General features: G+C 62.6%; 10 protein-coding genes, 1 tRNA gene and 2 rRNA genes (1 of these 13 only partly in view). 6 read left to right on the top strand and 7 right to left on the bottom strand.

The window, feature by feature from the left end; genetic code table 11:
• The 3 genes from X726_RS141385 to X726_RS141395 all read left to right on the top strand — a co-directional run.
• Positions 1-1,172 (top strand): 23S ribosomal RNA (locus X726_RS141385) (it extends 1,630 nt beyond the left edge of the window).
• 200 nt (positions 1,173-1,372) lie between these two features.
• A 5S ribosomal RNA gene (rrf, locus tag X726_RS141390) occupies positions 1,373-1,487 on the top strand.
• A 351-nt stretch (positions 1,488-1,838) separates the two neighbouring features.
• A tRNA-Met gene (locus tag X726_RS141395) sits at positions 1,839-1,915 on the top strand.
• Positions 1,916-2,234: 319 nt separating this feature from the next.
• On the opposite strand, the gene X726_RS141405 is transcribed toward X726_RS141395, so the two are convergent.
• Positions 2,235-3,029, bottom strand: a complete 795-nt coding sequence (locus X726_RS141405; RefSeq protein ID WP_023672961.1) for a SapC family protein — start codon at positions 3,027-3,029, stop codon at positions 2,235-2,237.
• Between the two features lie 235 nt (positions 3,030-3,264).
• Between X726_RS141405 and X726_RS141410 the strand changes: the two genes are divergently transcribed.
• Positions 3,265-3,534, top strand: coding sequence for a hypothetical protein (locus tag X726_RS141410; RefSeq protein ID WP_023672960.1), 270 nt, complete (start codon positions 3,265-3,267; stop codon positions 3,532-3,534).
• 39 nt (positions 3,535-3,573) lie between these two features.
• Entirely contained in the window at positions 3,574-4,152 is a 579-nt protein-coding gene (locus tag X726_RS141415) for a 2OG-Fe(II) oxygenase (RefSeq protein WP_023672959.1), read from the top strand.
• Between the two features lie 15 nt (positions 4,153-4,167).
• On the opposite strand, the gene X726_RS141420 is transcribed toward X726_RS141415, so the two are convergent.
• The 5 genes from X726_RS141420 to X726_RS0136500 form a co-directional block, all read right to left on the bottom strand.
• The gene (locus X726_RS141420) at positions 4,168-4,695 is read right to left on the bottom strand and encodes a GNAT family N-acetyltransferase (protein WP_031203583.1); all 528 of its coding nucleotides are present in this window, start codon (positions 4,693-4,695) and stop codon (positions 4,168-4,170) included.
• Between the two features lie 10 nt (positions 4,696-4,705).
• Positions 4,706-5,233 (bottom strand): tail fiber protein, encoded by a 528-nt coding sequence (locus X726_RS141425; RefSeq protein WP_023672957.1) that lies wholly within the window; start codon positions 5,231-5,233, stop codon positions 4,706-4,708.
• 9 nt (positions 5,234-5,242) lie between these two features.
• Positions 5,243-5,764: a tail fiber protein gene (locus X726_RS141430; RefSeq protein ID WP_023672956.1), complete on the bottom strand. Its 522-nt coding sequence runs from the start codon at positions 5,762-5,764 to the stop codon at positions 5,243-5,245.
• Between the two features lie 12 nt (positions 5,765-5,776).
• Complete coding sequence (locus X726_RS141435; RefSeq protein WP_023672955.1) at positions 5,777-6,283, bottom strand: tail fiber protein; 507 nt, start codon at positions 6,281-6,283, stop codon at positions 5,777-5,779.
• 118 nt (positions 6,284-6,401) lie between these two features.
• Positions 6,402-19,337 (bottom strand): inverse autotransporter beta domain-containing protein, encoded by a 12,936-nt coding sequence (locus tag X726_RS0136500; RefSeq protein ID WP_156940720.1) that lies wholly within the window; start codon positions 19,335-19,337, stop codon positions 6,402-6,404.
• 261 nt (positions 19,338-19,598) lie between these two features.
• Here X726_RS0136500 and X726_RS141440 point away from each other — a divergent pair, with 261 nt between their 5' ends.
• The gene (locus X726_RS141440; protein WP_031196023.1) at positions 19,599-20,147 is read left to right on the top strand and encodes an invasion associated locus B family protein; all 549 of its coding nucleotides are present in this window, start codon (positions 19,599-19,601) and stop codon (positions 20,145-20,147) included.
• A gap of 55 nt (positions 20,148-20,202) precedes the next feature.
• Here the strand turns inward: X726_RS141440 and X726_RS141445 are convergent, their stop codons facing one another.
• The gene (locus X726_RS141445; RefSeq protein ID WP_023672952.1) at positions 20,203-21,711 is read right to left on the bottom strand and encodes an aldehyde dehydrogenase family protein; all 1,509 of its coding nucleotides are present in this window, start codon (positions 21,709-21,711) and stop codon (positions 20,203-20,205) included.
• Between the last annotated feature and the right edge of the window lie 14 nt (positions 21,712-21,725).

Here is a 21,725-nt window from a genome sequence, read left to right as displayed (position 1 = left end):
AACTTCGGAAGAAGCGTGACCCTTTTCTACGCAAGTAGAGGAGGGTGGCACAGACCAGGGGGTAGCGACTGTTTATCAAAAACACAGGGCTCTGCGAAGTCGCAAGACGACGTATAGGGTCTGACGCCTGCCCGGTGCTGGAAGGTTAAGAGGAGGGGTGCAAGCTCTGAATCGAAGCCCCAGTAAACGGCGGCCGTAACTATAACGGTCCTAAGGTAGCGAAATTCCTTGTCGGGTAAGTTCCGACCTGCACGAATGGCGTAACGACTTCCCCGCTGTCTCCAGCATAGACTCAGTGAAATTGAATTCCCCGTGAAGATGCGGGGTTCCTGCGGTTAGACGGAAAGACCCCGTGCACCTTTACTATAGCTTTACATTGGCATTCGTAGTGGCATGTGTAGGATAGGTGGTAGGCTTTGAAACCTGGGCGCCAGCTCAGGTGGAGCCACCCTTGAAATACCACCCTTATTACTATGGATGTCTAACCGCGGCCCGTTATCCGGGTCCGGGACAATGTATGGTGGGTAGTTTGACTGGGGCGGTCGCCTCCTAAAGAGTAACGGAGGCGCGCGATGGTGGGCTCAGAACGGTCGGAAATCGTTCGCTGAGTGCAATGGCATAAGCCTGCCTGACTGCGAGACTGACAAGTCGAGCAGAGACGAAAGTCGGTCATAGTGATCCGGTGGTCCCGCGTGGAAGGGCCATCGCTCAACGGATAAAAGGTACGCCGGGGATAACAGGCTGATGACCCCCAAGAGTCCATATCGACGGGGTTGTTTGGCACCTCGATGTCGACTCATCGCATCCTGGGGCTGGAGCAGGTCCCAAGGGTATGGCTGTTCGCCATTTAAAGCGGTACGTGAGTTGGGTTCAGAACGTCGTGAGACAGTTCGGTCCCTATCTGCCGTGGGTGTAGGAATATTGAAAGGATCTGTCCCTAGTACGAGAGGACCGGGATGGACGGATCTCTGGTGGACCTGTTGTGGCGCCAGCCGCATAGCAGGGTAGCTATATCCGGACGGGATAACCGCTGAAGGCATCTAAGCGGGAAACCCACCTTAAAACGAGTATTCCCTGAGAACCGTGGAAGACGACCACGTTGATAGGCCGGGTGTGGAAGAGCGGCAACGCTTGAAGCTTACCGGTACTAATAGTTCGATCGGCTTGATCGTTCTCATTCCTTATGCTCATCGTGAACACGATGATCTGACCAGCGCTCACGCATGAGCGGCCCTTACAGGGCCTATGCTCCGCGAGGGCGCCGGAAAACCGGCGACGCGCAGTCGCGCTTGCGGACTTTGTCCGTTAGCTAGACACAAACGTCGCCTTGGCACGAAAAAACAGCTTCTCGATATAACGTGCGTTTTGCCGACCTGGTGGTTATGGCGGAGCGGCTGCACCCGATCCCATTCCGAACTCGGCCGTGAAACGCTCCAGCGCTGATGGTACTTCGTCTCAAGACGCGGGAGAGTAGGTCGCTGCCAGGTCTGCAAAACGCACGTTGAACTCTCATCCGCAAACCGGATGAAACTGAATCTTCTCTCTACGAAAAGGCCCGCCAAGGGATCACGGGCCGCGCAAGCGGCCCTTTCATTTGGTCAGCCATATACCTATCTGTAAGCCATCCTGTTCATAGGCCCAGGCTTACATCCAGATAAGCAAGCAAACGCTTGCTTCAGATCCGGAGCAGGCAAGAGCCTGCCCTGGAGAGTCCGGAGCAAGCAAGAGCTTGCCCTGGAGNAGTCCGGAGCAAGCAAGAGCTTGCCCTGGAAAGTCCGGAGCAAGCAAGAGCTTGCCCTGGAAAGTCCGGAGCAAGCAAGAGCTTGCCCTGGAGGTGACGCGGGGTGGAGCAGCCCGGTAGCTCGTCAGGCTCATAACCTGAAGGTCACAGGTTCAAATCCTGTCCCCGCAACCAACAAAAAAAGCCCGCTTCACGCGGGCTTTTTGCGTTCGGACCGTGATCGATGGCCGCGACCGGCTATTCAACGATCGAGGAGGGCAGCAAGGCTGGCGTGCTCGACTTTATTGACAGGTCCGCGAACCGGGGGGTGATGCCGCCTCGGCGCATTTCGGCGAGAGCTACACGTCGAGCATTGGGAGTTCGCCAGCCCGTCATGGCAAGCGATCTGCACGACAACAGCATGATTCGAGCGGCGGAGAGATCGTCGTACGAAGGCGCGAACCGTTGATTTAAACAACCCGCGCCTTGCCGAAGCTTTTCGTCGCGGGCCGCGTCAGCCAGCTCGCCGCAATGACGCCTGGAAGACCAGCGAGGTCCAGCTGTTGCTCGAGGCGAGATGGCAATAGAGCAGCGCAAGCGCGCCGGATTTCCTGAGATCGAGAAACGCCTCGTCGCTCAATTTGTTGAAGGCCGGCTCGTCGATCACCTGAAAGTCGGTGAGGTTGAGGGTCTCGCCGCCCTCCAGCGTCACCTTGCTCTGCCGCGGCGCGAACAGGCCGTGCGCGTCGATCTTGTCGATCATGGCGCGAGTCGCATTGAAGTCGGTCTGGAACTGGCTGCAGAAGGCGAGCGCCTGCTTCGAGGCCTCGGCCGGCTCGTTGCCGTCGAAGAAGGGCGCGATCTCGTCGCTGTCCTTGGACGAAGGCATCTGCTCGACGACGCGTTCGCTGGCACGGTCGATGCACAACGTCAGGCGGCCGGTCGCTTTCGATTCATCGGCGAGGATGAAGGGGTAACGGCGGACATAGGCGGGAATGTAATGCGGCTCCGCCCATTTGCCGTCGGCGCCTACGAACAGGTTCTGGTCCTGGCGCAGACCGGTGATGATGACAGGCGCCTTGGCGACGCCAATGAAAACGATCGGATAGGAGCGCATCGCCGCGGGCATTTCCGATGCGACGACGGGGATGGCGTGCGCGGTGCGGGCAAAGGAGAAATCGGCCCGCGCCGTAAGGCCGAGTGAGCCGTGCCGCAGCGGATTGAGCGCCTCGGGTTTTTTGTAGAACAGCGGCAGCGCGTTGGTCGCGGTGCTTCCGGCCGGGGCCGTGTCTGTTTTCGCGTCAGTCATCCCTAGTGTTCTCCTCTTATACCATTCCGGTTTAGGCCAGTGGCTGCCGGTGCGCAACGCGTTGACGGCTGCTTCACCCTACGTGGCCAAGATAAATCTATCTGTTTGTTTGATCGTGCTCTTTTGTACTTCTGGAGATGCTCTATAGACAGCACGCCATGAAGCGGCGAGATTGGCTGACGGGATAGACATCTCAAGAGAGCCGTCTGAAAGACAGACGAACCAGGGCAGGCGCATGGCATCGCTTTCGGATTTCGAGCAGGGGCAGAGCTTTTCCGTCGAAGCCGGCGGTCAGACGCTCACGATGGAACTGAGCGCGGTGCAGCCCATTGCCAACAGCCCGCGCGACGGCGGTGGCTTCACGCTGCTGTTCAGGGGGCCGCGCGACGCGGCGCTGCCGCAGGCTATCTATCGGTTCAACGGCAAAAGCGGCGCCCATGAGATCTTCATCGTGCCGATCGCTGCCGATGAGGCAGGGCGGCTTTACGAGGCGGTATTCAACTGATTTTTTTCGACCGGATCGGCCACGGGGACGCTCCGACATATGATCGACTATATCGAGATTGCGGACGTATTTGACGGAGCGGCGTGTAGCGCACTGTGCGCGGAAATTCGGGCGGCCTTGGGCCGGCCGGCCGGCCTGCTGGGGCGTGCCGACCAGAAGATGGCATGGCCGGAGATCCGAAAGACCGTGCGCGCCGATGTTTCGCAGGCCACTGAAGAGCGAGTGAGTGCCCTGTTGGCGCAGCAGAAGGCGGCTCTGGAGCGGCATTTCGGGCTGCTGCTCGGCCAGGTCGAGAAACCTCAGTTCCTTCACTATCGGCAAGGCGATTTCTTTGTGCCGCACCAGGATGGCAACACGCCGCTCATTCACGACGAGTCGCGGTTCCGAAAGATCTCGGTGGTGATCTTTCTCAACCGTCAATCGGACAACCCTTCGCCAGAAAGCTATGCAGGCGGCTCGCTGGTCCTGCATGGGCCTTACAGCGGCCCGGACCTGCGCATTGCCATGCCGGCATTGCCGGGCTCTCTCGTCGCCTTTCGCTCGGAAACGACGCATGAAGTCACCCCGGTCACGTGCAACGAACGTTTCACCATCGTCTCCTGGTATCGCGGCACGTGACGACCGGCACGGCCCTTACGGCGAACGGATCATCAGGTCGTAGACGCCCTTGTCCTCGGCAACGGTGAAGCCGAGGCGCTTGTAGAGCCGCCGCGCTGGATTGTTCTTCTCGACATGGATCGAGACCGACTTGCCGACGGCGGCGGCCTCATCGATGAGATCGGCGAGCAACGCACCGCCAGACCCCTTGCCGCGATGCGCCGGCAGGAAGGCGATATCTATGATGCAATGCTCGCTCGCCGAGCGCTCGATATACAGGCGACCGATATCTTGCCTTGCCTGCTCGATCACCAGCCAGTCGGCGTTGGGATAGTATTTCTGGTAATGCGCGTGCTGCGCTTGAAACTGCATGTCGAGGAACGCCGTTTTCTGCGCGTCGCTCCACGGCGTGACGGCAAGTTCTTCGGCGCGGGTCGAGGCGTAGAGCGCCGACAGGAACGGCAGATCGGTGTCCGCCATCGGGCGGAACGTCAGATCAATCCGCGCCGCGCGCACCCAGCAAAATATAACAGGCCCGTTGTCCACAATCGGAAGCTGGATCATGGAGTGGCGCTTACGGACGCGCCGGATAAACGCCTTGCATGGCAATGATGAACGTCATCGCCAGATAGGGAGGCAGGTTGTTGTGAGGCAACGTACTGCCCGTCATGCTCAGTGCCTGGGGGTCCATCTGGACCAGATTTTGCGAAGTGTTGTTCTGATACAGCGTTCCGCCCCCCGATTTCCCCAGAACAACCGCATCGGTAAGAGTTCCCTGGGCGCCACTCTCGGTGGATATCGCGACAAAATGATTATGTTGCGGCATTTCCGTTTGCAGAAGGGTGATGGACGTTTCGCCACCCGTCTCGCCGAGAAACCGCTCCGACAAGCCATTGCCCTGTCCTTGCCCCATGGGCGCGGAGCCAGCCATATTCGGCAACGCGAAGGTCGACTTGCCGTCGCCGCCGTAAACTGTGCCCAGCAGCGAAAACAGCGCCGTATTCTGCGAGATTGGCAGGAGCTGGCCATCGCAGGTCGCCCACCCCGTCGGGGCGAAATCTCCGGCAAAAATTCGAATTTCGGCGACGAACGGATTGGTCATGGCAAGTCTCTAGCTTTGCTGGGGGAAGATGCCAAATAGCGAGATGATGAAACTGACGGCGAGGAACGGCACCATATTGTCGTGAGGCTGGCTGCCGCCGGCCGGCGAAATGGCTCCGGCGGCCATGTTGCCATCAGGTGCGATACCCACATAGGGCGTCAGCAGGCTCGATGTCGCCAGGACACCGCCGGACGGACCCGGATTCTTGGCGATATTCGACGAACCGGTCCAGGTATGGGAATGGTTCGGCATTTGTTGGGTTGAAACAGTGACGGATTCGACCCCGCCCAGTTCTCCGATGATATAGGTCTGGCTGACCAGCGGGCCCTTGCCAGCATGGACGGGGATGCGGGATGCGAGGTTGGGCAGGGCGAATGTTTCCTCCCCGTCGCCGCCATAGGTCGTACCGATCAGATTGAACAAGGTTTCGTTCTCGGAGATCGGCATCAACTGGCCTTGGCAGAACGCCCAGCCATTCGGAGGGAAATTGCCACCGAACATCCTGATCTCGCCGACAAAAGGTTGGCTCATCGAAGCGTCCTCTTAATTTCGCGACGGGAATATGCCTTGCAGGGCAATGATGAAATTCAAGACGAGATAGGGCGATCTGTTCTCATGCGGCTGGCCGCCACCGACGAAAGTGATGTTTTCCTTCGCCATAGCCACCGCGCTGCCAGGCGGCTGATAGATCGGGCTGGCGTTCGCCCCCAACAGCGCGCCGGATGGATTGTTGACGTTGCCGGCAGTGTTCGATGCGTTGACGAAATGGTTGTGTGTCGGCATTTCGCCGAGCGTGAGCGTGTGAAACTCTTCGCCGCCCTGGCCGCCGACAATTGCACCAATAGGGCCGCCCGTATGAACCGGCGCACGTCCCCTCATATCCGGAAGGGCAAAATTTGTCTGGCCGTTGCCGCCGTACCTGGTGCCAAGAAGTGAGAACAATGGCTGGTTCTGGTTAAGCGGCAACAACTGGCCGTTACAAAATGCCCAGCCGCGCGGTGCATAGTTCCAGGAAATGATCTTGACTTCACCTAAATAAGGCTCACTCATCCCCGTTCCCTCCGTTGGCCGCTTACTGTCTGAATTCTTGTATTATGCCTAAGTAAGACAACAAGTCGATATCAAATTCATAAAATATATTTCCTAGGACGAAATCCAAGGTTGCTGACTACGGTGTCGCGGCAGGCAGCAGTGGCAGCGGCTGGTTGAAGAACGTCCGGGTGTCCGTCAGTGCCGTTGCCCCGCCATTGACGGTTTCGATACCGGCCTCGCTCGCCTGCGGTACGTTGATCGTGCCGTCGGCGCCGCCGAGGCCGTCCGCGAGGAAGCGGATGGCATTGGCGTTGTTGACGTTGGTGATGGTGTTGGCATGAACGTCGGCATTGATGATAGCGCCGGCAAATGTGGCGGTGACCGTGATGCCGCGGCTGTCGGCATTGTCGCGAATGGTGTTGTTGGTGACCGTCGCGTGCACGGTGCCCGGCTGCACGAGCTGCGTGATCGAGACGCTGTCGCCACCGCTTATGCCGTTGACGCCGATGCTCTGGATAATGTTGTTGTCGATCAGCACCTTGGCGACGCCGAGGCTTTCATGCCCAACCCTGATGCCGTTGCCGGTTCGCGATCCCGAGGTTGCTACGCCTTGCGTACCGATGACGTTGTTGGCGATTGTGCCGTCAAGCGTCCGTGCGAGGTCGCCGCTGCTGAACACGTTGATGGCCGTCGAGTCGCTGTTGGTGACGGTGTTGTTCCGGACGGTGAAATTCAGATTGCCGCCCGTGCCGGCGCCGGAATTGCTGCTCTGGGTAAGGTTGATGCCGTTGTTCAGATTGTTGAATAGATTTCCCGTGGTCTCGCCGATGTGAGCGTTGACGGTGCCGTCATTGGCAATGACGAACAGACCGGTTCCAGGGATGACTCCCGGTCCGGGATAGGCGTTGTTGCCGGTGAAGGTTGCGCCGTCGACGGTCAGCGTCATCGTCGGCGCGCCGGCGACACCGGCGCCGTCCGCCTCGAAGATGAAGTCGCTGCCGGCATTGTTCGAGGCGCCGTTGTTCGAGAACGTGCCGCCGCTCACCACCAGGTTCGCCAACGTGCCGCCGGAATTGATGACCTGCACGTTATGGGTGAATGAGTTGGAGACCGTGAGGTTGGTGAACGTGGTGACGTGCGAGGCGTTGCCGGTAAGTTCGTTGAACAGGATTCCGGACTCGGTGTTGGCATCGGCATTGCTGTTCAGGGTCAGACCGTTGAGCACCACACCGTTGACGCGCAGGCCCTTTATGCCGTTGCCCGCATTGTCGCTGATAATCATGTTGCTCAGGCTGACATCCTGAGTGTCGGTCAGGCTGACGCCATCGCCGGTCGAGTTCTGGATCGTGCCGCCGCTGCCCCCCGTCGCGCCGGTGCCGGTCACCACCAGATTGCCGCTGGTGCCGGTGTTGTTGAGCACGATGCCGTTGGCTGCACCATTGGACGCAATGCTCCTGAACGTCACGTCGCCGGCGCCGATCGTCGTGTTGGCGACATTAAGCGCCGTGCCCGTGCCGGACGCGATGGTGTTGCCGGTGCCCTGCACCGTCACCGTGCCGCCGCCGGTGGCATTGAAACCGGCGCCGCTGGTGGTGGCGATGACCAGCCCGCCATTGGTGAAGTTGATCGTCGCACCGGTATTGTCGCTCAGGCTGACGCCAGCCGCCGTGGTCGAGGTGATCGACTTCGACGCGCCGGAGAAGGTGATGATGCCGGCGACATTGTCGTCCAGCAGGAGGCCGATCTGGCCCGCCGCATTATGCGTGATGTTGCCCGACAGGGTGATGTTGCCGGCGGTCAGGGCGCGATCCTGGATGTTGACCGCCTGGCCGGTGCTGCCGCTGGTGATCGCGCCGGCATAGGTGAAGGCCGCCGTGCCGCCGCTGTTGGCGGTGCCTAGGCCATCGCCGATACGGATCACGGCGCTTGTTCCGCCCACCAGCGCGCCGGTGCCGAGGTCGATCGCTCCCGAACCGGTGACGGTATCGAGGATGACGGCGCTGGTGCCGCCGGCGCCTTTGTTCGTGGAAGCGAAGGTCACGCCGCCCGCCGCGATGGCAACGCTGTCAAGGTTGACCGCGACGCCGCTGCCGGTCGAAATCGTGTTGCCCGAGCCGATAACGGTCACGGTGCCAGTACCGTTGCTCGTGGCGTTGAAGCCGGTGCCGGAGGTGGTGGTGATGGCTAGGCCGCCGCCGGTGAAGTTGACCGCGGTGTTGGTGTTCGCCGTCAGGTCGACGGCATTGTTGGCTCCGGTGGTCAGTATCTTGCTGGCGCCGGAGAAGTTGATCGTGCCGCCGGTGTTGGCGTTGACGAGGATCCCGTTGGCCACGCCGCCGGTGGCGCTGAGAGTGCCCGACAATGTCGTGGTGCCGGCGGTGCGGGTGGAGATGCTGACGACGTTTCCGGCCGTGGTCTTGGTGACCGAGCCGGCATAGCTGACATTGGCCGAGCCGCCGGTGACCAGGAAGGCCGCGCCGGTCGCGCCGCCGAGCGCACCGGAGCCGAGGCTGACAGTGCCGGCGCCGGTGACATTGGTCAGCGACACGTTGTTGGTTCCGCCGGTCGAATTGGTCGAGGTGAAATTGATGCCGGTGGTGGTGGCGATGCCGTTGAGGTTGACCGCCTGCGCGGAAGTGGAGCTCACCGTGCCGGTCGTCACATTGACCGTGCCGCCATTGATGGCGCTGAATCCGGTGGTGCCGTTGGTGACGATGTCGAGGTTTGCGAAGCTGACGGTCGAGGCCGTGGCGCCGTTGTTGATTGCGACTGCGGTGCCGGTCATCGGCGTCGTGGTGCCGAGATCGACCGTACCGGTGAAGCTCACCGTATTGGCCGCCGTCGCGCCGGAAATACTAATGCCGCTGGCAGCGCCATTGGCGATCACCGAGCCGGCGAAGGTGAAACTGCCGCCAGCGCGGGTCGAGATCGTGGCCGCCGCGCCCGACGTGCTGATGATAGAGCTGGCGCCGTCGAAGCTGATCACCGCGTTGCCGCCGGTCACCGAAAGGCCGCTGCCGCCCGATATGTCGACATTGGTACCGGCAATCGTGCCGCCAGCGCCCGACGCGCCACCGAAGGCGATGCCGGTTCCGGTCGCCGCCGTGGTGATGTTGACGTTGGTCAGCGTCGTCGTGCCGGTGGTGTTGTCGAGTTTGAAAGCAATGCCGGTGGCGCCGGTGCTGGTGACGTTGGTGATGGTGGTGTTGGACGCGTTCAGCCACACATCGCTGGCGTTGCCGGAGAAAGTAACGTTGTTGATCGTCGTGCTGTTTGACGGCGTGATCTCGATACCCTGCGTGGCGAAATTGCTGATGGTCATGTTGCTGATGACGGTATTCGCAGCACCCGCGCCATTGTCCTTGACGCCACGCGCGGCACCCGCCGGGCTGCCATTCAGGATGAAGCCGTCGATGATGTTGCCGCTGGCGCCGAGCGTGATGACATTGTTGCCGGCGCTCGTCGTCAGCGTCGCGGCGCCATTGGGCGTCTGGTCGATGATCGAGATGCTGTTGCTGGCGAGCTGGATGGTGGAGGGCACCGTCAGCGCCAGATTGATGTTGCCGTTGCCGAAGCCGCGCACCTGCTCGCCGGTGGCGAGAGCCAGCGTGTCGTTGCCATTGCTGCCTGCCGCGGTGATGGTGCCGCCATCGTTGACGAGAACCAGAATGTCCGTCGCCACGGCTGCTGCTTCGGCGGTGGCCAGCGTCGCGAGATTGTTCTGGTCGCGACCGCTGCCGTCACCGGTCGCGGACGCGCCGACGAAATAGACCTTGCCGACTCCGAAGCCCAGGCCGGGAGCCGACTGGAAGTTCACATCCTGGAAATTGTAGGTGCCGGCAACCGGCGCACTGGATGCGTCGATGCCTACATTGGCGCCGATGGTCGAGAGCTGGTCGGTCGCCGATTCGCCGTCGCCATAGGTGAAAGCGAGGTTGGTGGCGCTGTTGAGGAACACGCCGGTGTTGACGCCGGCAATGCTGGAGCTGGCGCCGCCGACAACGGCATCGCCGAGGCGTACCGTCTGGCCGCCAGTGGTGCCACGCAGGTCGACGCCTATCGAGGTGCCGGCGGCGGCGGCATTGGTGACATCGAAGTCATTGGCCGTCACCGCCGCATTGATGGTGGCACCGTTGAGGTCGAAGGCCACGCCCGTGGTGCTGTTCAGGCCGATGTCGAGATCGTTGAAGGACAGCGCCGCGCCAAGCGTGCCGGAAACATCGACACCACGCGTGGTGATGCCTTGCAGGTTGACCGTGCCGAGAATGATGGCCCCGCCGCCGGACGAGGCGATATTGGTCAGCGAGATGCCGGTTGCGGCGGCAGTGGCCGAAACACTGTCGAAATTCATGCCCGCAGCGCCAATCGTAACGCCATTGAGGTTCAACGCGGTGCCGCCGGCCGTCGTGGTGATGCTGTAGTCGCTGAGGAGCGCGCCGACGCTGACCGTGCCACCGCCGCTGGCGTTGAAGCCCGTGCCGGAGGTGGTGGTAATCACCAGGCCACCCGTATCGAAGTTGATCGTCGCGCCGGTGTTGGTCGTCAAGTCGACCGCCGTATTGGCGCCAGTGGTCAGCGTCTTCGTGCCACCGCTGAGAGTGATGGTCCCGCCGGAGTTGCCGTGGACATAGATACCATTGTCGAAACCGCCGGTGGCGCTGAGCGCGCCGGACAGTGTGACCGAACCGCCGGTGACGCCGGAGATGTCGACGATCTTGCCGGCGGTGGTCTTGGTGACGGAGCCGCCATAGCTGACGGTCGCAGCGCCGCCATTGACCAGGAATGCGACGCCCGAAGCGCCGCTCAATGCGCCGGATCCGAGGCTGACTGTTCCGGTGACATTGGCCAGGCCAACATTGTTGGTGCCGCCGCCCGACGAGGTCGAGTCAAGCGCAATGGTGGCGGCGACGTTGGTGAGGCTGATCGACTGACCGCTGGTCGAATTTACCGTCTGGGCTGCAGCGGAAGCGGTGATGCCCATCGTGCCGCCGGTGCCCACGATGGCCGTGCCGGTCGTGGTGTCGATGGTCACACCGCCGGTGAAGCTTGTCGTGCCGCCGCTCTGCGACAGGCCGACGCCGCTCGTCGTATCGATGTTGGCGAGGCCGGTGACGTTGACCGTGCCTGATACCACATGGATGCCGTCGCCGGCCGTGGCGGTGTTGTTGACCGTCACCGCGCCGAAGGTGAACGTACCGGTGTTGGCGCCGGTGACGTCTATGCCGAAGCTGCTGGTGCCGGTGATGGTGGTGGCGCCGCTGACCGTGACGGTGGCGTCAACGCCATTGAAGGCGATGCCGTTGACGCCACCGTAGGCGGTGATGCTGTCGAACTGGATATCGCCGGATACACCGGATAGCGTCAGGCCATAACCGCCGACGCCATTGGTGCTTGTGCCGGCGACGAAGGCGCCGCCGTCGACCTGGTCGATGCCGACAGTCGCTGGAACGGCATCGAAGGTTACACCGCTCACCCCAAAGCCGCCGGTTTCGCCATTGTTGCCCAGAAGCGTGATGTCGGAGAAGGCGCTGACCTTCATCAGCCCGGCGCCGACCGTGCCGTCAACCTTGGCAATGTCGCCGCCGGTTGCCGACAGGATCAGGTTCGACAGTGCGATCTGGCTGGCAGCGGCGCCGTCGGTAAGCGACAGGGCGCCACCGGTGCCGCCGGCGATCGTGGCGCGGCGCAGGATAAGATCGGTGATGTTGGTGCCGGAGATGCCAAGGCCCGCACCGGTGTTCTGCACGATGACATTTTCGATGCCGGCCTTGCCGGAGAAATCGATGGTGTTGCCGTTCGCGGTCGTCAGCGTCGCCAGCACGCTGTCAACATTGGACGCTGCCGTGATGACGGTCGAGGCATTGATGCCGCTGAAGCTGAAGTTGCCGCCGAGGCCGCCGCCGACGGCGCCCAGCGGCGCGGTATCGATGGAATCGCCGGCCTTGAGACCGATCAGGATCTGGCCATCGGCAAGGTTGAGCGTGTTGTTGCCGCCGCCATTCTGCTGAGCCTGCATCATGTCGATGAGGTTGCTGGTGCCGTTCTGCGACGTGTCGACAAGGATGACAACCGAGGCGCCCGACGCTTCCGCGCCGGCAATCGAGCCCGGATTGGCGGCGGTGCCGTCGCCGTCGCCTTCCTGATCGACATAATAGGTGGTCGGTCCCTGGGCCTCGGAGAGGTCGCCGATGAAGCCGCCATTTGCGCCGTCGACATCCTGGAAATTATAGGTGCCGCCGACCGGGAAAACGCCGGTGGAATTGAGGATGTCGATTGCCTTGACCGTCGACAGCTTGTCGACCGCGCTTTCGCCGTCGCCATAGATCAAGTTGATCGCCGTCGTCGGGGTGAACTGGAAGCCGATGCCGGGTCCGGCGCCGGCGCCGCCGATGGTGGAGGATGCGCCGGCCGTGTTCGGATCGCCGAGCTGGATGGTGCCGGTGCCGGTGGTGTTGGACAGGTTGACGGCGGTGGTGCCGGTCGAGGAAGCACTGGTGAGCGTGAAACCGCCAGTCGTGAAGATGCTGTTGACGACGGCATCGGCGAAGGTGATGCCGGTCGAATTGTCGCCGGGCATGGCGATGGTCAGGCTGGCGAAGTTTACCGTCGAGCCGAGCGTGCCGGAAATGTCGACGCCGGTCGAGGTGATGCCTTGCAGGTTCACCGTGCCGAGATTGAGCGTGCCGCCGCTGACATTGTTGAGCGAAACGCCAGTCGCCGCTCCATTGACCGAGATGGAGCTGAAATTGATGCCGCCGGCGCCGACCGTCGCGTTGTCGAGGTTGAGCGCGGTGCCTGTCGTCGTGGTTATCGAGTTGCCCGTGCCGCTGACGCTGACCGTGCCGGCGCCGAAAGTGCTGGCGGTGAAGCCGGCGCCGCTCGAGGTGGTGATGACCAGGCCGCCATTGGTGAAGTTGAGCGTGCCCATGCCCTGGGTCGGGCTGATGCTGGGCAACTTGACGATCGCGTCGTTGGTGCCGCTGCTGGTGTTGAAGATCTTCGACGCACCGGAGAAGGTGGCCGTCCCGTTAGACGATCCGTCAAACCGCACGCCGATGCCCGTGCCGGTATGATCGATCATGCTTGAAATATTGTAGACGCCGTTGGCGTTGCCGGTGAAGACGAAGGCCGCCGTACCAATGCCAGTTGCTGCCGTAGTCGAAACGACCGAACCGCTCATGTTGAGCTCGCTCCAGTCGGCCACGGCCTGCACGACCATGCCGGTGTCGACCTTGATCGAGCCGTTGTAGTTCAGCGTGGCGTGAATGAGGTCGTTACCGCCGCTGACGGCGATAGCCGCACCGGTGGTGCTTGTCGTCGCGCCGATGCTGGCGACGCCGCCATTGCCGCCAACGTTGATGATTCCTGCCTGCAGGCCGTTCGTGACAATGCCGGCTTCCCCACCGTCGATGGTCAGGGTGGAGCCGGCGACGTTGGCGATGTTTATGGTGCCCACTTGCGGGCCGCCGATATCGAACCCTCGGTAGCTGACGTCGAGATCGGTCGTGCCGGTGAAATTCACCGCACCGGCGCCGAGCAGGGCGTTCAGCGAGGCGCCCATGTAGCCGGTATCTTTCAGGCCGCCAATGTTGACGTCGCCCGCCAGATTGGACCCTGTCAGCAAGACGCCGGCAGCGTCCGATGTCGATACGGCCGAGACGCTGTCGAAGGTGACGCCGGCGGCGCCGACGTCGGCGAGGACAATGAACAGACCATTGCCGCCGGAGGCGATCTTGTTGCCGGTGCCGGAGACGCTGACGGTGCCGCCGAAGGCGGCGCCGAAGCCTTCTCCGGTCGTTGTCGTTATATCCAGGCCGCCATTGGTGAAGTTGATCGTGCCGTCCGTGTTGTCATACGGGACGATGGCGGAGAGGGGGCCCGTGTAGCCGATCTGTACAGCTGTCGTCGCGCCAGAGCTTATCTTCTTGCTGCTTCCCGAGAAGGTGACGGTCGCCGCCGTGCCGTTGGCGATGCCACCGATGAAGATCTGGCCGCCATCGGCTGCGTTGCCGTCGGTCAGATTGCCCGACAGCGTCACCGAGCCGCCGGTCAGTTCCTGGATCGAGACGGCGGCCCCGGTGCCGTTGCTGGCGATGGTGCCAGCATAGGAGATGATTGCATTGCCGCCGCTCTGATCGGCCGCCGAGCCGACATTGAAGGCTGTACCCGAACCGGTGTTGGTCAGCGTGCCGGTGCCGAGCGCGACCGTACCGGTCAGATGCTGCAGGTCGACACCGCTGCCGGAATTGAAGCTGGCGCTTGTCGAGGCGAAATTGATGTTGGCCGCAATGCCGTCGAGCGCCACCGCTCCCGCATTGGTGGCATTGATCGTTCCGGTCGTGACGTTGACCGAGCCGCCTCCGGTTGCAGTGAACGCCGTTGCGGCGTCCGTGGTGATGTCGACATCGGCGAAGGTGATTGTGGCGCCGGTGTTGTTGGTCAGCGATACGCCGCTGCCGCCGATCGTCGCCTTGTCCGTGAAGTTGACCAAGCCGCCGGTGCGGTTGGCGATTGCGATGCCGCCACCGGTCAGCGTGCCGGGCGTCGCGCTGTTGGGCAAGTTGCCGCGGGTGACCGTAATGTTGCCGTTGCCGCCGTCGACATCGAGCAGCGTGCCGGCAACGTTGATATTGTTGTTGATAATCGACAGGTTGCCGGTGAGGCCGTCGACGTTGAACGCCGTCTGGCCGGCAGCGACATTGCTGACGGTGACGCCTTCGACAACGGTGCCGCCGGAATTGTTGAAGCCACCCACGCTCTGGTCGATGACGAACACCGAGCCGCTGCCGCCGCTGTAGTCGAAGGCGGTGTTGCGCACCTGATTGCTGCCGAGCAGATGAAGGGTGTCGCCCGTGCTCTTGACCACGCCCTCATCGCCGGTGACATTGCCGCCGGTGGCGCCGAGATTGCCCTGCACATTGACCGGCTGGAACGTACCGGAGGTGAGGATGGAATTGCCGTTGCCGAAACCGGTGATCGACTGTCCCGAATCGAGCGTGAACGGCGTCGCGCTGAGATCGACGGTGCCGACAAAGGCGTAGGTCTGCGTGCCGACCATGGCATCGGCCTGCGCGGCCGTCACGGTGGTGACATCGGCGCTCAGCCCGTTCGTGCCCGCGTGAACAGTGCCGCCTGTCTGCGAGATCATGACGACCCCGCCGACAGTTACCGCCAGTTGGGCATCGCCGGTGAAGAAGACATCGTCGAAGTCGTAGTTGCCGAGCGCCGGATCCAGCCCGATCGTATTGACAGTGTAGCCGCCGGTTGCCGCGGTGATGAAGGATTCCAGCCCATCGGCGGAATTGCCGTCGCCGAAGGTGAAGTTGGCGTTGGCCGACGTGGCCGTGGTGCCGCCTGACGACAATTCGACACCGACGCCGACATTGTCGATCCTGGAGCCCTGCAGGAAGGTGATCGTCTTGTTGCCGGTCGTCGACGACAGGTCGATGCCGCGCGAGGTCAGGTCGCCGGTGCCGGTAATGCTGGTCAGCCCGAAATCGGCTGTCGTTGACGAGCCGCTGAAGTCAATGCCCGTCTGGTTCAGCCCTTCGCCGAGCAACACCGTCGTCGTACCGAAACTGACGTCGTTGTTTGTGCCGCTGAAGTTGATGCCCGCGCTGCCATCGGCAGAACCGATGACAACGATGGTGGGGCCAGAGAATGTGACTGACCCGGTATTCCCCCCAATATCGATGCCGTTGAGGCCCGGCGCACCGATTTCCGCATAGCCGAAGCTGACGGCGCCGGTGTTGCCGTTGAGCGCGATGCCATTGCCAAGCACCTGGCTGATGAGCACGTCGCCGCTGAAGCCGACCGTTGCCGTGCTGCCGCTGATCGAGATGCCGTCGCCGGTGGTGCTGCCGATCGTCGTCGGGCCGGTAACGCTGACGCTGCCGCTGACGCCCGAAAGGCTGACGCCGGTTGTGCCGCCGACGTGGCCGATGTTGGAGAGCGTGACACCGAGCCCGATATTCGACGCTGTAAAGGCGGATGTGGTGTTGTTGTTGACGGTACCGCCGTCGATCGAAAGCGAGCCGGTGCCAGTTGACGTGGCCTGGACGCCGCTGCCGCCATTGCTGGTCGCGTTGAGCGTCTGGAAGCTGGTGATGGCATTGCTGTTGATCAGCAAGCCGTCGCCGGCATTATCCGACACCGTCGTCGTGCCGGTGAAATTGTAGGTGCCGTCGCCCTGGATCGACAGCCCAGCGCCGCCATTACCGGTCGAGCTCAGATTGCTGCCGGAAACGTCGTTGGCGCCATCGAACAGCACGCCATTGAGGGCGGCCCCCGACACGGTCATGCCGGTCAGCACGACGCCGGTAACGCCGCTGCCATGGATGCCGTTGGCAGTACCGCCGGAGATGTTGAAGTCCTGGAGCGAGGTATTGTTGGCCAGCGTGACGACGTCGCCGCTGCCCGAAGCGGTCAGCGTTGCGGCACCGGCCGCATCCGAGATGGTGCTGCCGGGATCGACGTTGTCGCCGGTCACATTGATCGGCAGGCCGCCGAGCGAGAAGGTGCGGCCGTTGCCGAAAGAGGCCAGGGTCTGCCCCGCTTCGAGCGTAAAGCCGTCGGTGTCGTCGATGACACCGCGATTGACCAGCACGAAAATCGCGGTGCCGTCGGTATTGTTGTCGGCGTCGGTGATCGAAGCCAGGTCCGAAAGCGAGGTACCGTCGCCTGTGCCGCCTGCGGCGACAAAGATCAGCTGCGTCTGGTCGAACAGTTGCGGCCCGTTGAACGTCGTCGTGCCGAATGCGTATTGGCCCGAACCGGAATTGAGGCCGCGTGCGTCGAGCGAGGCGAGGTTGCCGCCGATCGAGCCGCCACCGAAGGTGAATTGGGCGTTGGCGGTGTCGGCTGGCGAGCCGGCAATGCCGAGCCGCACGCCGGTGCCGACATTGGCGATGGTGCCGCCATTGGTGATGATGATCGTGCCGCCGTTGGTCTGGACAAGGTCGATCCCGATGGACGTCGTGCCGCCGGTGCCGTTTATGTTCAGCGACTGCGCCGTGAAATTAGTCTGGCTGCCGGAGAAGTCGAGGCCGATGCCGGAGCCGAGCCCGGAGATGATGATGTTGCCGGCGATGACGGACGCATTGACGCCGGTAAACACCATGCCGTCGGTGCCGGGATCGGTGATGTTGATGTCGCCGAAGCGGATCGCGGCCGGCGAATCCGTGATCGCGATGGCCGGTCCGGTCGTGTTCGAGATCGTCGTCGCGCCGTTGACGGTGAAGCTGCCCGAAAGATTCTCGAGCACGACGCCCGATGCGCCGCCGGTCTGGGTGATCGAATCCAGCACGATATGGGCGGTGATCGGATCGATGAAGACACCGACGCCGTCGTCGCCGAGTGCCTTGTTGCCCGACACCTGGCCACCGGTGATGGTGATCGAGCCGGCGACCCCGGTGCCCTTCACGGTAATGCCGGCATCGTTGTTGTCGAGCGAGTTGAGGGTGGCGAAAGTGTAGGTGCCGTGGCCGGTTATATCCAGGCCGTCGTCGCCATTGCCCTGCAGCAGCGTCGTGCCGGTGAAGTTATAGGTGCCGTCGCCTTCGATGTGCAGTCCGTCGAGGCCGTTGCCGGTCGCGGTGAAGTTCGAGCCATTGACGCCGGTCGATGTACCGGTGAAGTCGGCGCCGTGGCCGCCGGTGCCGGTGACCGTGACGTTGGTCAACGTGGCGCCGGTGATGTTGTTGCCGAAGATGCCGTCCTTGCCGCCTGTGATGATGATGCCGCTCAGCGTGTTGCCGTTGGCGAGCGTCAGGACGTTGTTGGCGGGGTTGGTGCCCTGGAGGGTGCCGTTGGATCCGCCGAAATTGTAGGTGCCGATGCTGCCGTCGACGAGCCGCGCCTGGACGCCCCCGCCACCGCCGATGACGGTCTGGCCGTTGGCGAGCGTCACACCGGCTGTCGTAATGTTGCCCTTGCCGCCGAGCGCGACGACGACGCCGTTCGCGCCGGCGCCGGCGACCGCATTGTCGAGCGTGGTCGGGTCGCCGATCGTGCCGAGGCCGAGCGCGTCGTTGTCACCATCGGCAAAGAAGAACTGGCCGAATGCCGTGTTGGTGGCGGCATTGATCGCCACCCGCGTCGACGTGCCGGTAACTTTGTCCTGGCTCTCGATGCGAACGCCGATGTCGCCACGCACGCGCTCGTTGACGCGTTTGCGCAGGCCGGGGCTGACCGGATAGACCGGCTCGGCGCCGTCATCGGACGAAGACGAGCCCTTGTCGAAAGCGTTGAGCGGCACCGTCAGCCGGATGCTGCCGGCGAACTGGGTGTCATCGCGGTTGTCGTTGCGCACCTCGCCGGTGAAGGTCAGCGACGTGCCTTTGCCGATGACGTCGCCGATCGAATATTCCAGGCCGGCCTTGGCGCCGGTGATGCTGCCGTCGTCGCCGTCGGGATCGCCGAAATGGTAGGCGCCGACATCGAAACGCAGTGAATGGTTCTCGGGCAGGTTGAGCGGCACCTGAACGCCGACCTCGCCCTCGATGCCCCAGGCCGCGTAATCGCGGTGGGCGATGGCCGATATCTGCTCGATCAGTTGATGCCCGACCAGCGACAGGCTCGACTCTTGCCCGGCCGTGCTGCGGTCGCCGCTGATCGGCAGATAGACGTTTACGTGCGCATCGTATTTTGAGGTGATGGCCTCGAGGCCGAGCGTCGAGGCGACGAACTGGTGACTGTCCTGGTTCTGGATGTTGAGATAGGCGTAGCCGCCGATCATCAGATCCGGATTGACGATGCGGCGAACGCCGAGGCCGACGTCCTGGCCGAAGCCGTCGTCGAAATCGTATTTCGAGCGCACATCGAGAAAGAGAACGGATTCGAGGTTCTGCTTCAGCGGCAGGAAACCCTCGATCGCCGTGTTGCCGCCATTGTTGTTGGCGCCGATGATGGCGCGGACCTGCGGCTGCCACAGTCCGGTGTCGCCGGCATGGGCGGCTATGCCGGAAAGGGCAAGTGCCAGAGTGGACAGCGCAGTCGTCTTCCAGAGATGCCTGGAAAAACCTGACCGGCGATACTTGCTATTCGCCCGGAAGCTTCTTCCGTGCGTCGCCATGTCATTGATCTGCCGAGTTTTCTCGGTCGTCTCCATCCCTTGCGAACCCCGACGAGTACACGCTCCGTCGCTAATACTATCCGAATCCCAGTGTATAGCGAGCATGATTGTTTGCTTTACACGTACAAGATTTCAAAGTTATTTATTGTGACAATTCAGCAACAGTAATTTAGCCTGAGCTCATGTACCGTATTGGCTTCCCCGCCAGGCTCGGCTGTTGTATCAACGCGCTCGGCGAAACCCTGACACGACGAGGATCGGGTGGCTTCATTGCTGAGAACGGTTTGTGGCCGGGCCGCCTGGGTCGGCGCGCTATGGCTGGTCGTGACGGCAGGGTCGGCGCTTGCCGAAGAGCCGAAGTCAACCACATCTGCCGAGACCAAGCCTGCAGAAGGCAATCCGTGGGCGCTAAACTGCGCCAGCGGATCGGCCGGCATCGAGCTTCAATGCCAGGTCTCCCAAAACCTTACCGAGGCCAAGACGGGGCAGCGCGTTCTTACCGTTACGGTTCGCCGCGACAACGGCAATGGCAACCTCGCCATGCTGCTGGCCTTGCCGCACGGGCTGTTCCTGCCTTCCGGCGCCTCGTACCAGATCGACCAGGGGCAGAAGACGACCATTGCCATCCAGACCAGCGACCAGAACGGCGCCTATGCCGCGACCCCTTTGTCGGCGGACCTCGTCAAGGCGATGAAATCGGGAACCAACCTGAACATCGGCATGGAGTCGGTGACGCGCAAGCCGGTGACCATTCCGGTCTCGCTTGCCGGATTCACTGCCGCGATCGACAAGCTTCAAGCGTTGAAATAGCCGGCCTATCTCGGCAGATGCGTAAGCATCAGCTTACGTTATGGACTGGCCGGGCTCACACGTGCTTGCGGCCGCCTGTCTCGCGGAACCAGCTGTCGGGGTAAGGATACCACCAGTCCTGGATCGCCGGTCTGTGGTCGATGATGACCATCTTGGAGCGTCGGAAGGCGTCGAGTCCCTGGCGTCCCAGCTCGCGGCCAAGGCCTGATGCCTTCCAGCCGCCGAAGGGCAAGGCGTCATTGTCGATCAGCGGGTTGTTGACCCAGACCATGCCGGCCTCGAGCCGCTCGGCCGCCTCATGCGCCTCGGCGAGGTCGGTGGTGAACACCGAGGCGCCGAGGCCGAACGGGCTGTCATTGGCAAGCCGGATCGCCTCGTCGAAATCCTTGACGCGGCAGATCGCGGCGACCGGTCCGAAACACTCTTCGCGCACGATCGCCATATCGGGGGTGACGCCGGTCAGGATCGTTGGCTCGTAGAACCAGCCAGTGTTGTGCGCCGGCGGAATGCGCCCGCCGGCAACGGCTATAGCGCCGTTGCTGACAGCATCATCGACCAGCCGCATCACTTTCGCCCGGGCGGCTTCGCTGACCAGCGGGCCGATCTCGGTCTTGTCCATGCCATTGCCGATGCGCAGCGCCCGCGTCTTCTCGGCGAACAGCTCGACGAAGCGATCGTGAACCGAGTCGACGACAAAGAAGCGTTCGGCCGAGGTGCAGACCTGGCCGGTCAGGTGGAAGGCGGCGGTGACGCTGCCGGCTGCCGCCACGTCGAGCGGCGCGTGCTCGCTGATGATCAGCGGATCGCTGCCGCCGGCTTCGATGACGCAAGGCTTCATGCGCTCGGCGCAGGCGACTGCCACGGCTTTGCCGGCGGCGACCGAGCCGGTGAAGGCGACAGCGTGGGTGCGCTCGGAGGCGATCAGCGCCTGCGCGGTGGCGGCCGTGCCGGGCAGGCAGGAGACCAGCCCTTCGGGCAGCGAGCGGAACACGGTCATGTAATCGAGTGTCGACAGCGTCGTGGCTTCGGCCGGCTTGATGATGCAGCCATTGCCGGCGGCAAGCGAGGCCGCAACGGTCCAGCACATCAGCAGGATCGGGAAGTTGTAAGGCATGATGTGCACGGAGACGCCATACGGCTCGTAGCGCGCATACTGGAACGACCCGGCCTGCGTCGTACCGGCGATCTTGCCGGCGTCGTCGCGCGCCATCTCGGCATAGTAGCGGAAGATCGGCGCGCAATTGGCGATCTCGCCGATTGCTTCGGGATAAGGCTTGCCCATCTCGCGCACCATCAGCTCTGCGCAGCGGGTGAAGTCCGCCGCCTCGATGGCGTTGGCGACCGCATGCAGATGCTTTGCCCGGCTCTTGGCATCGAGCTTCTTCCAGGCGGCTTGTGCCGTGGTTGCGGCACACAGCACCGCATCGACCTCACCGTCCGTTGCGGCGGAGATCGAGCCGACGGTCTCCAGCGTCGCCGGATCGATCACCGGTTTTGCCGTGCCGGTCATCGGCCGGTAGTCCGGATTGACGAAGAAAGCCGGCCGTTCAGCGGAGAATTGCATGGTCGTCCTTTCAG

This window comes from Mesorhizobium sp. LSJC285A00 (genome assembly GCF_000503155.1).
Lineage (GTDB): Bacteria > Pseudomonadota > Alphaproteobacteria > Rhizobiales > Rhizobiaceae > Mesorhizobium.
Note: the sequence above shows the minus strand (reverse complement) of the source record. Positions and strands in the feature narration are given on the sequence as shown.

Coding starts and splice junctions, on each gene's coding strand:
- X726_RS141445 (WP_023672952.1), bottom strand. CDS start 21,711: ATGCAATTCTCCGCTGAACGGCCGGCTTTCTTCGTCAATCCGGACTAC.
- X726_RS141425 (WP_023672957.1), bottom strand. CDS start 5,233: ATGACCAATCCGTTCGTCGCCGAAATTCGAATTTTTGCCGGAGATTTC.
- X726_RS141420 (WP_031203583.1), bottom strand. CDS start 4,695: ATGATCCAGCTTCCGATTGTGGACAACGGGCCTGTTATATTTTGCTGG.
- X726_RS141435 (WP_023672955.1), bottom strand. CDS start 6,283: ATGAGTGAGCCTTATTTAGGTGAAGTCAAGATCATTTCCTGGAACTAT.
- X726_RS141405 (WP_023672961.1), bottom strand. CDS start 3,029: ATGACTGACGCGAAAACAGACACGGCCCCGGCCGGAAGCACCGCGACC.
- X726_RS141415 (WP_023672959.1), top strand. CDS start 3,574: ATGATCGACTATATCGAGATTGCGGACGTATTTGACGGAGCGGCGTGT.
- X726_RS141430 (WP_023672956.1), bottom strand. CDS start 5,764: ATGAGCCAACCTTTTGTCGGCGAGATCAGGATGTTCGGTGGCAATTTC.
- X726_RS0136500 (WP_156940720.1), bottom strand. CDS start 19,337: ATGGCGACGCACGGAAGAAGCTTCCGGGCGAATAGCAAGTATCGCCGG.
- X726_RS141410 (WP_023672960.1), top strand. CDS start 3,265: ATGGCATCGCTTTCGGATTTCGAGCAGGGGCAGAGCTTTTCCGTCGAA.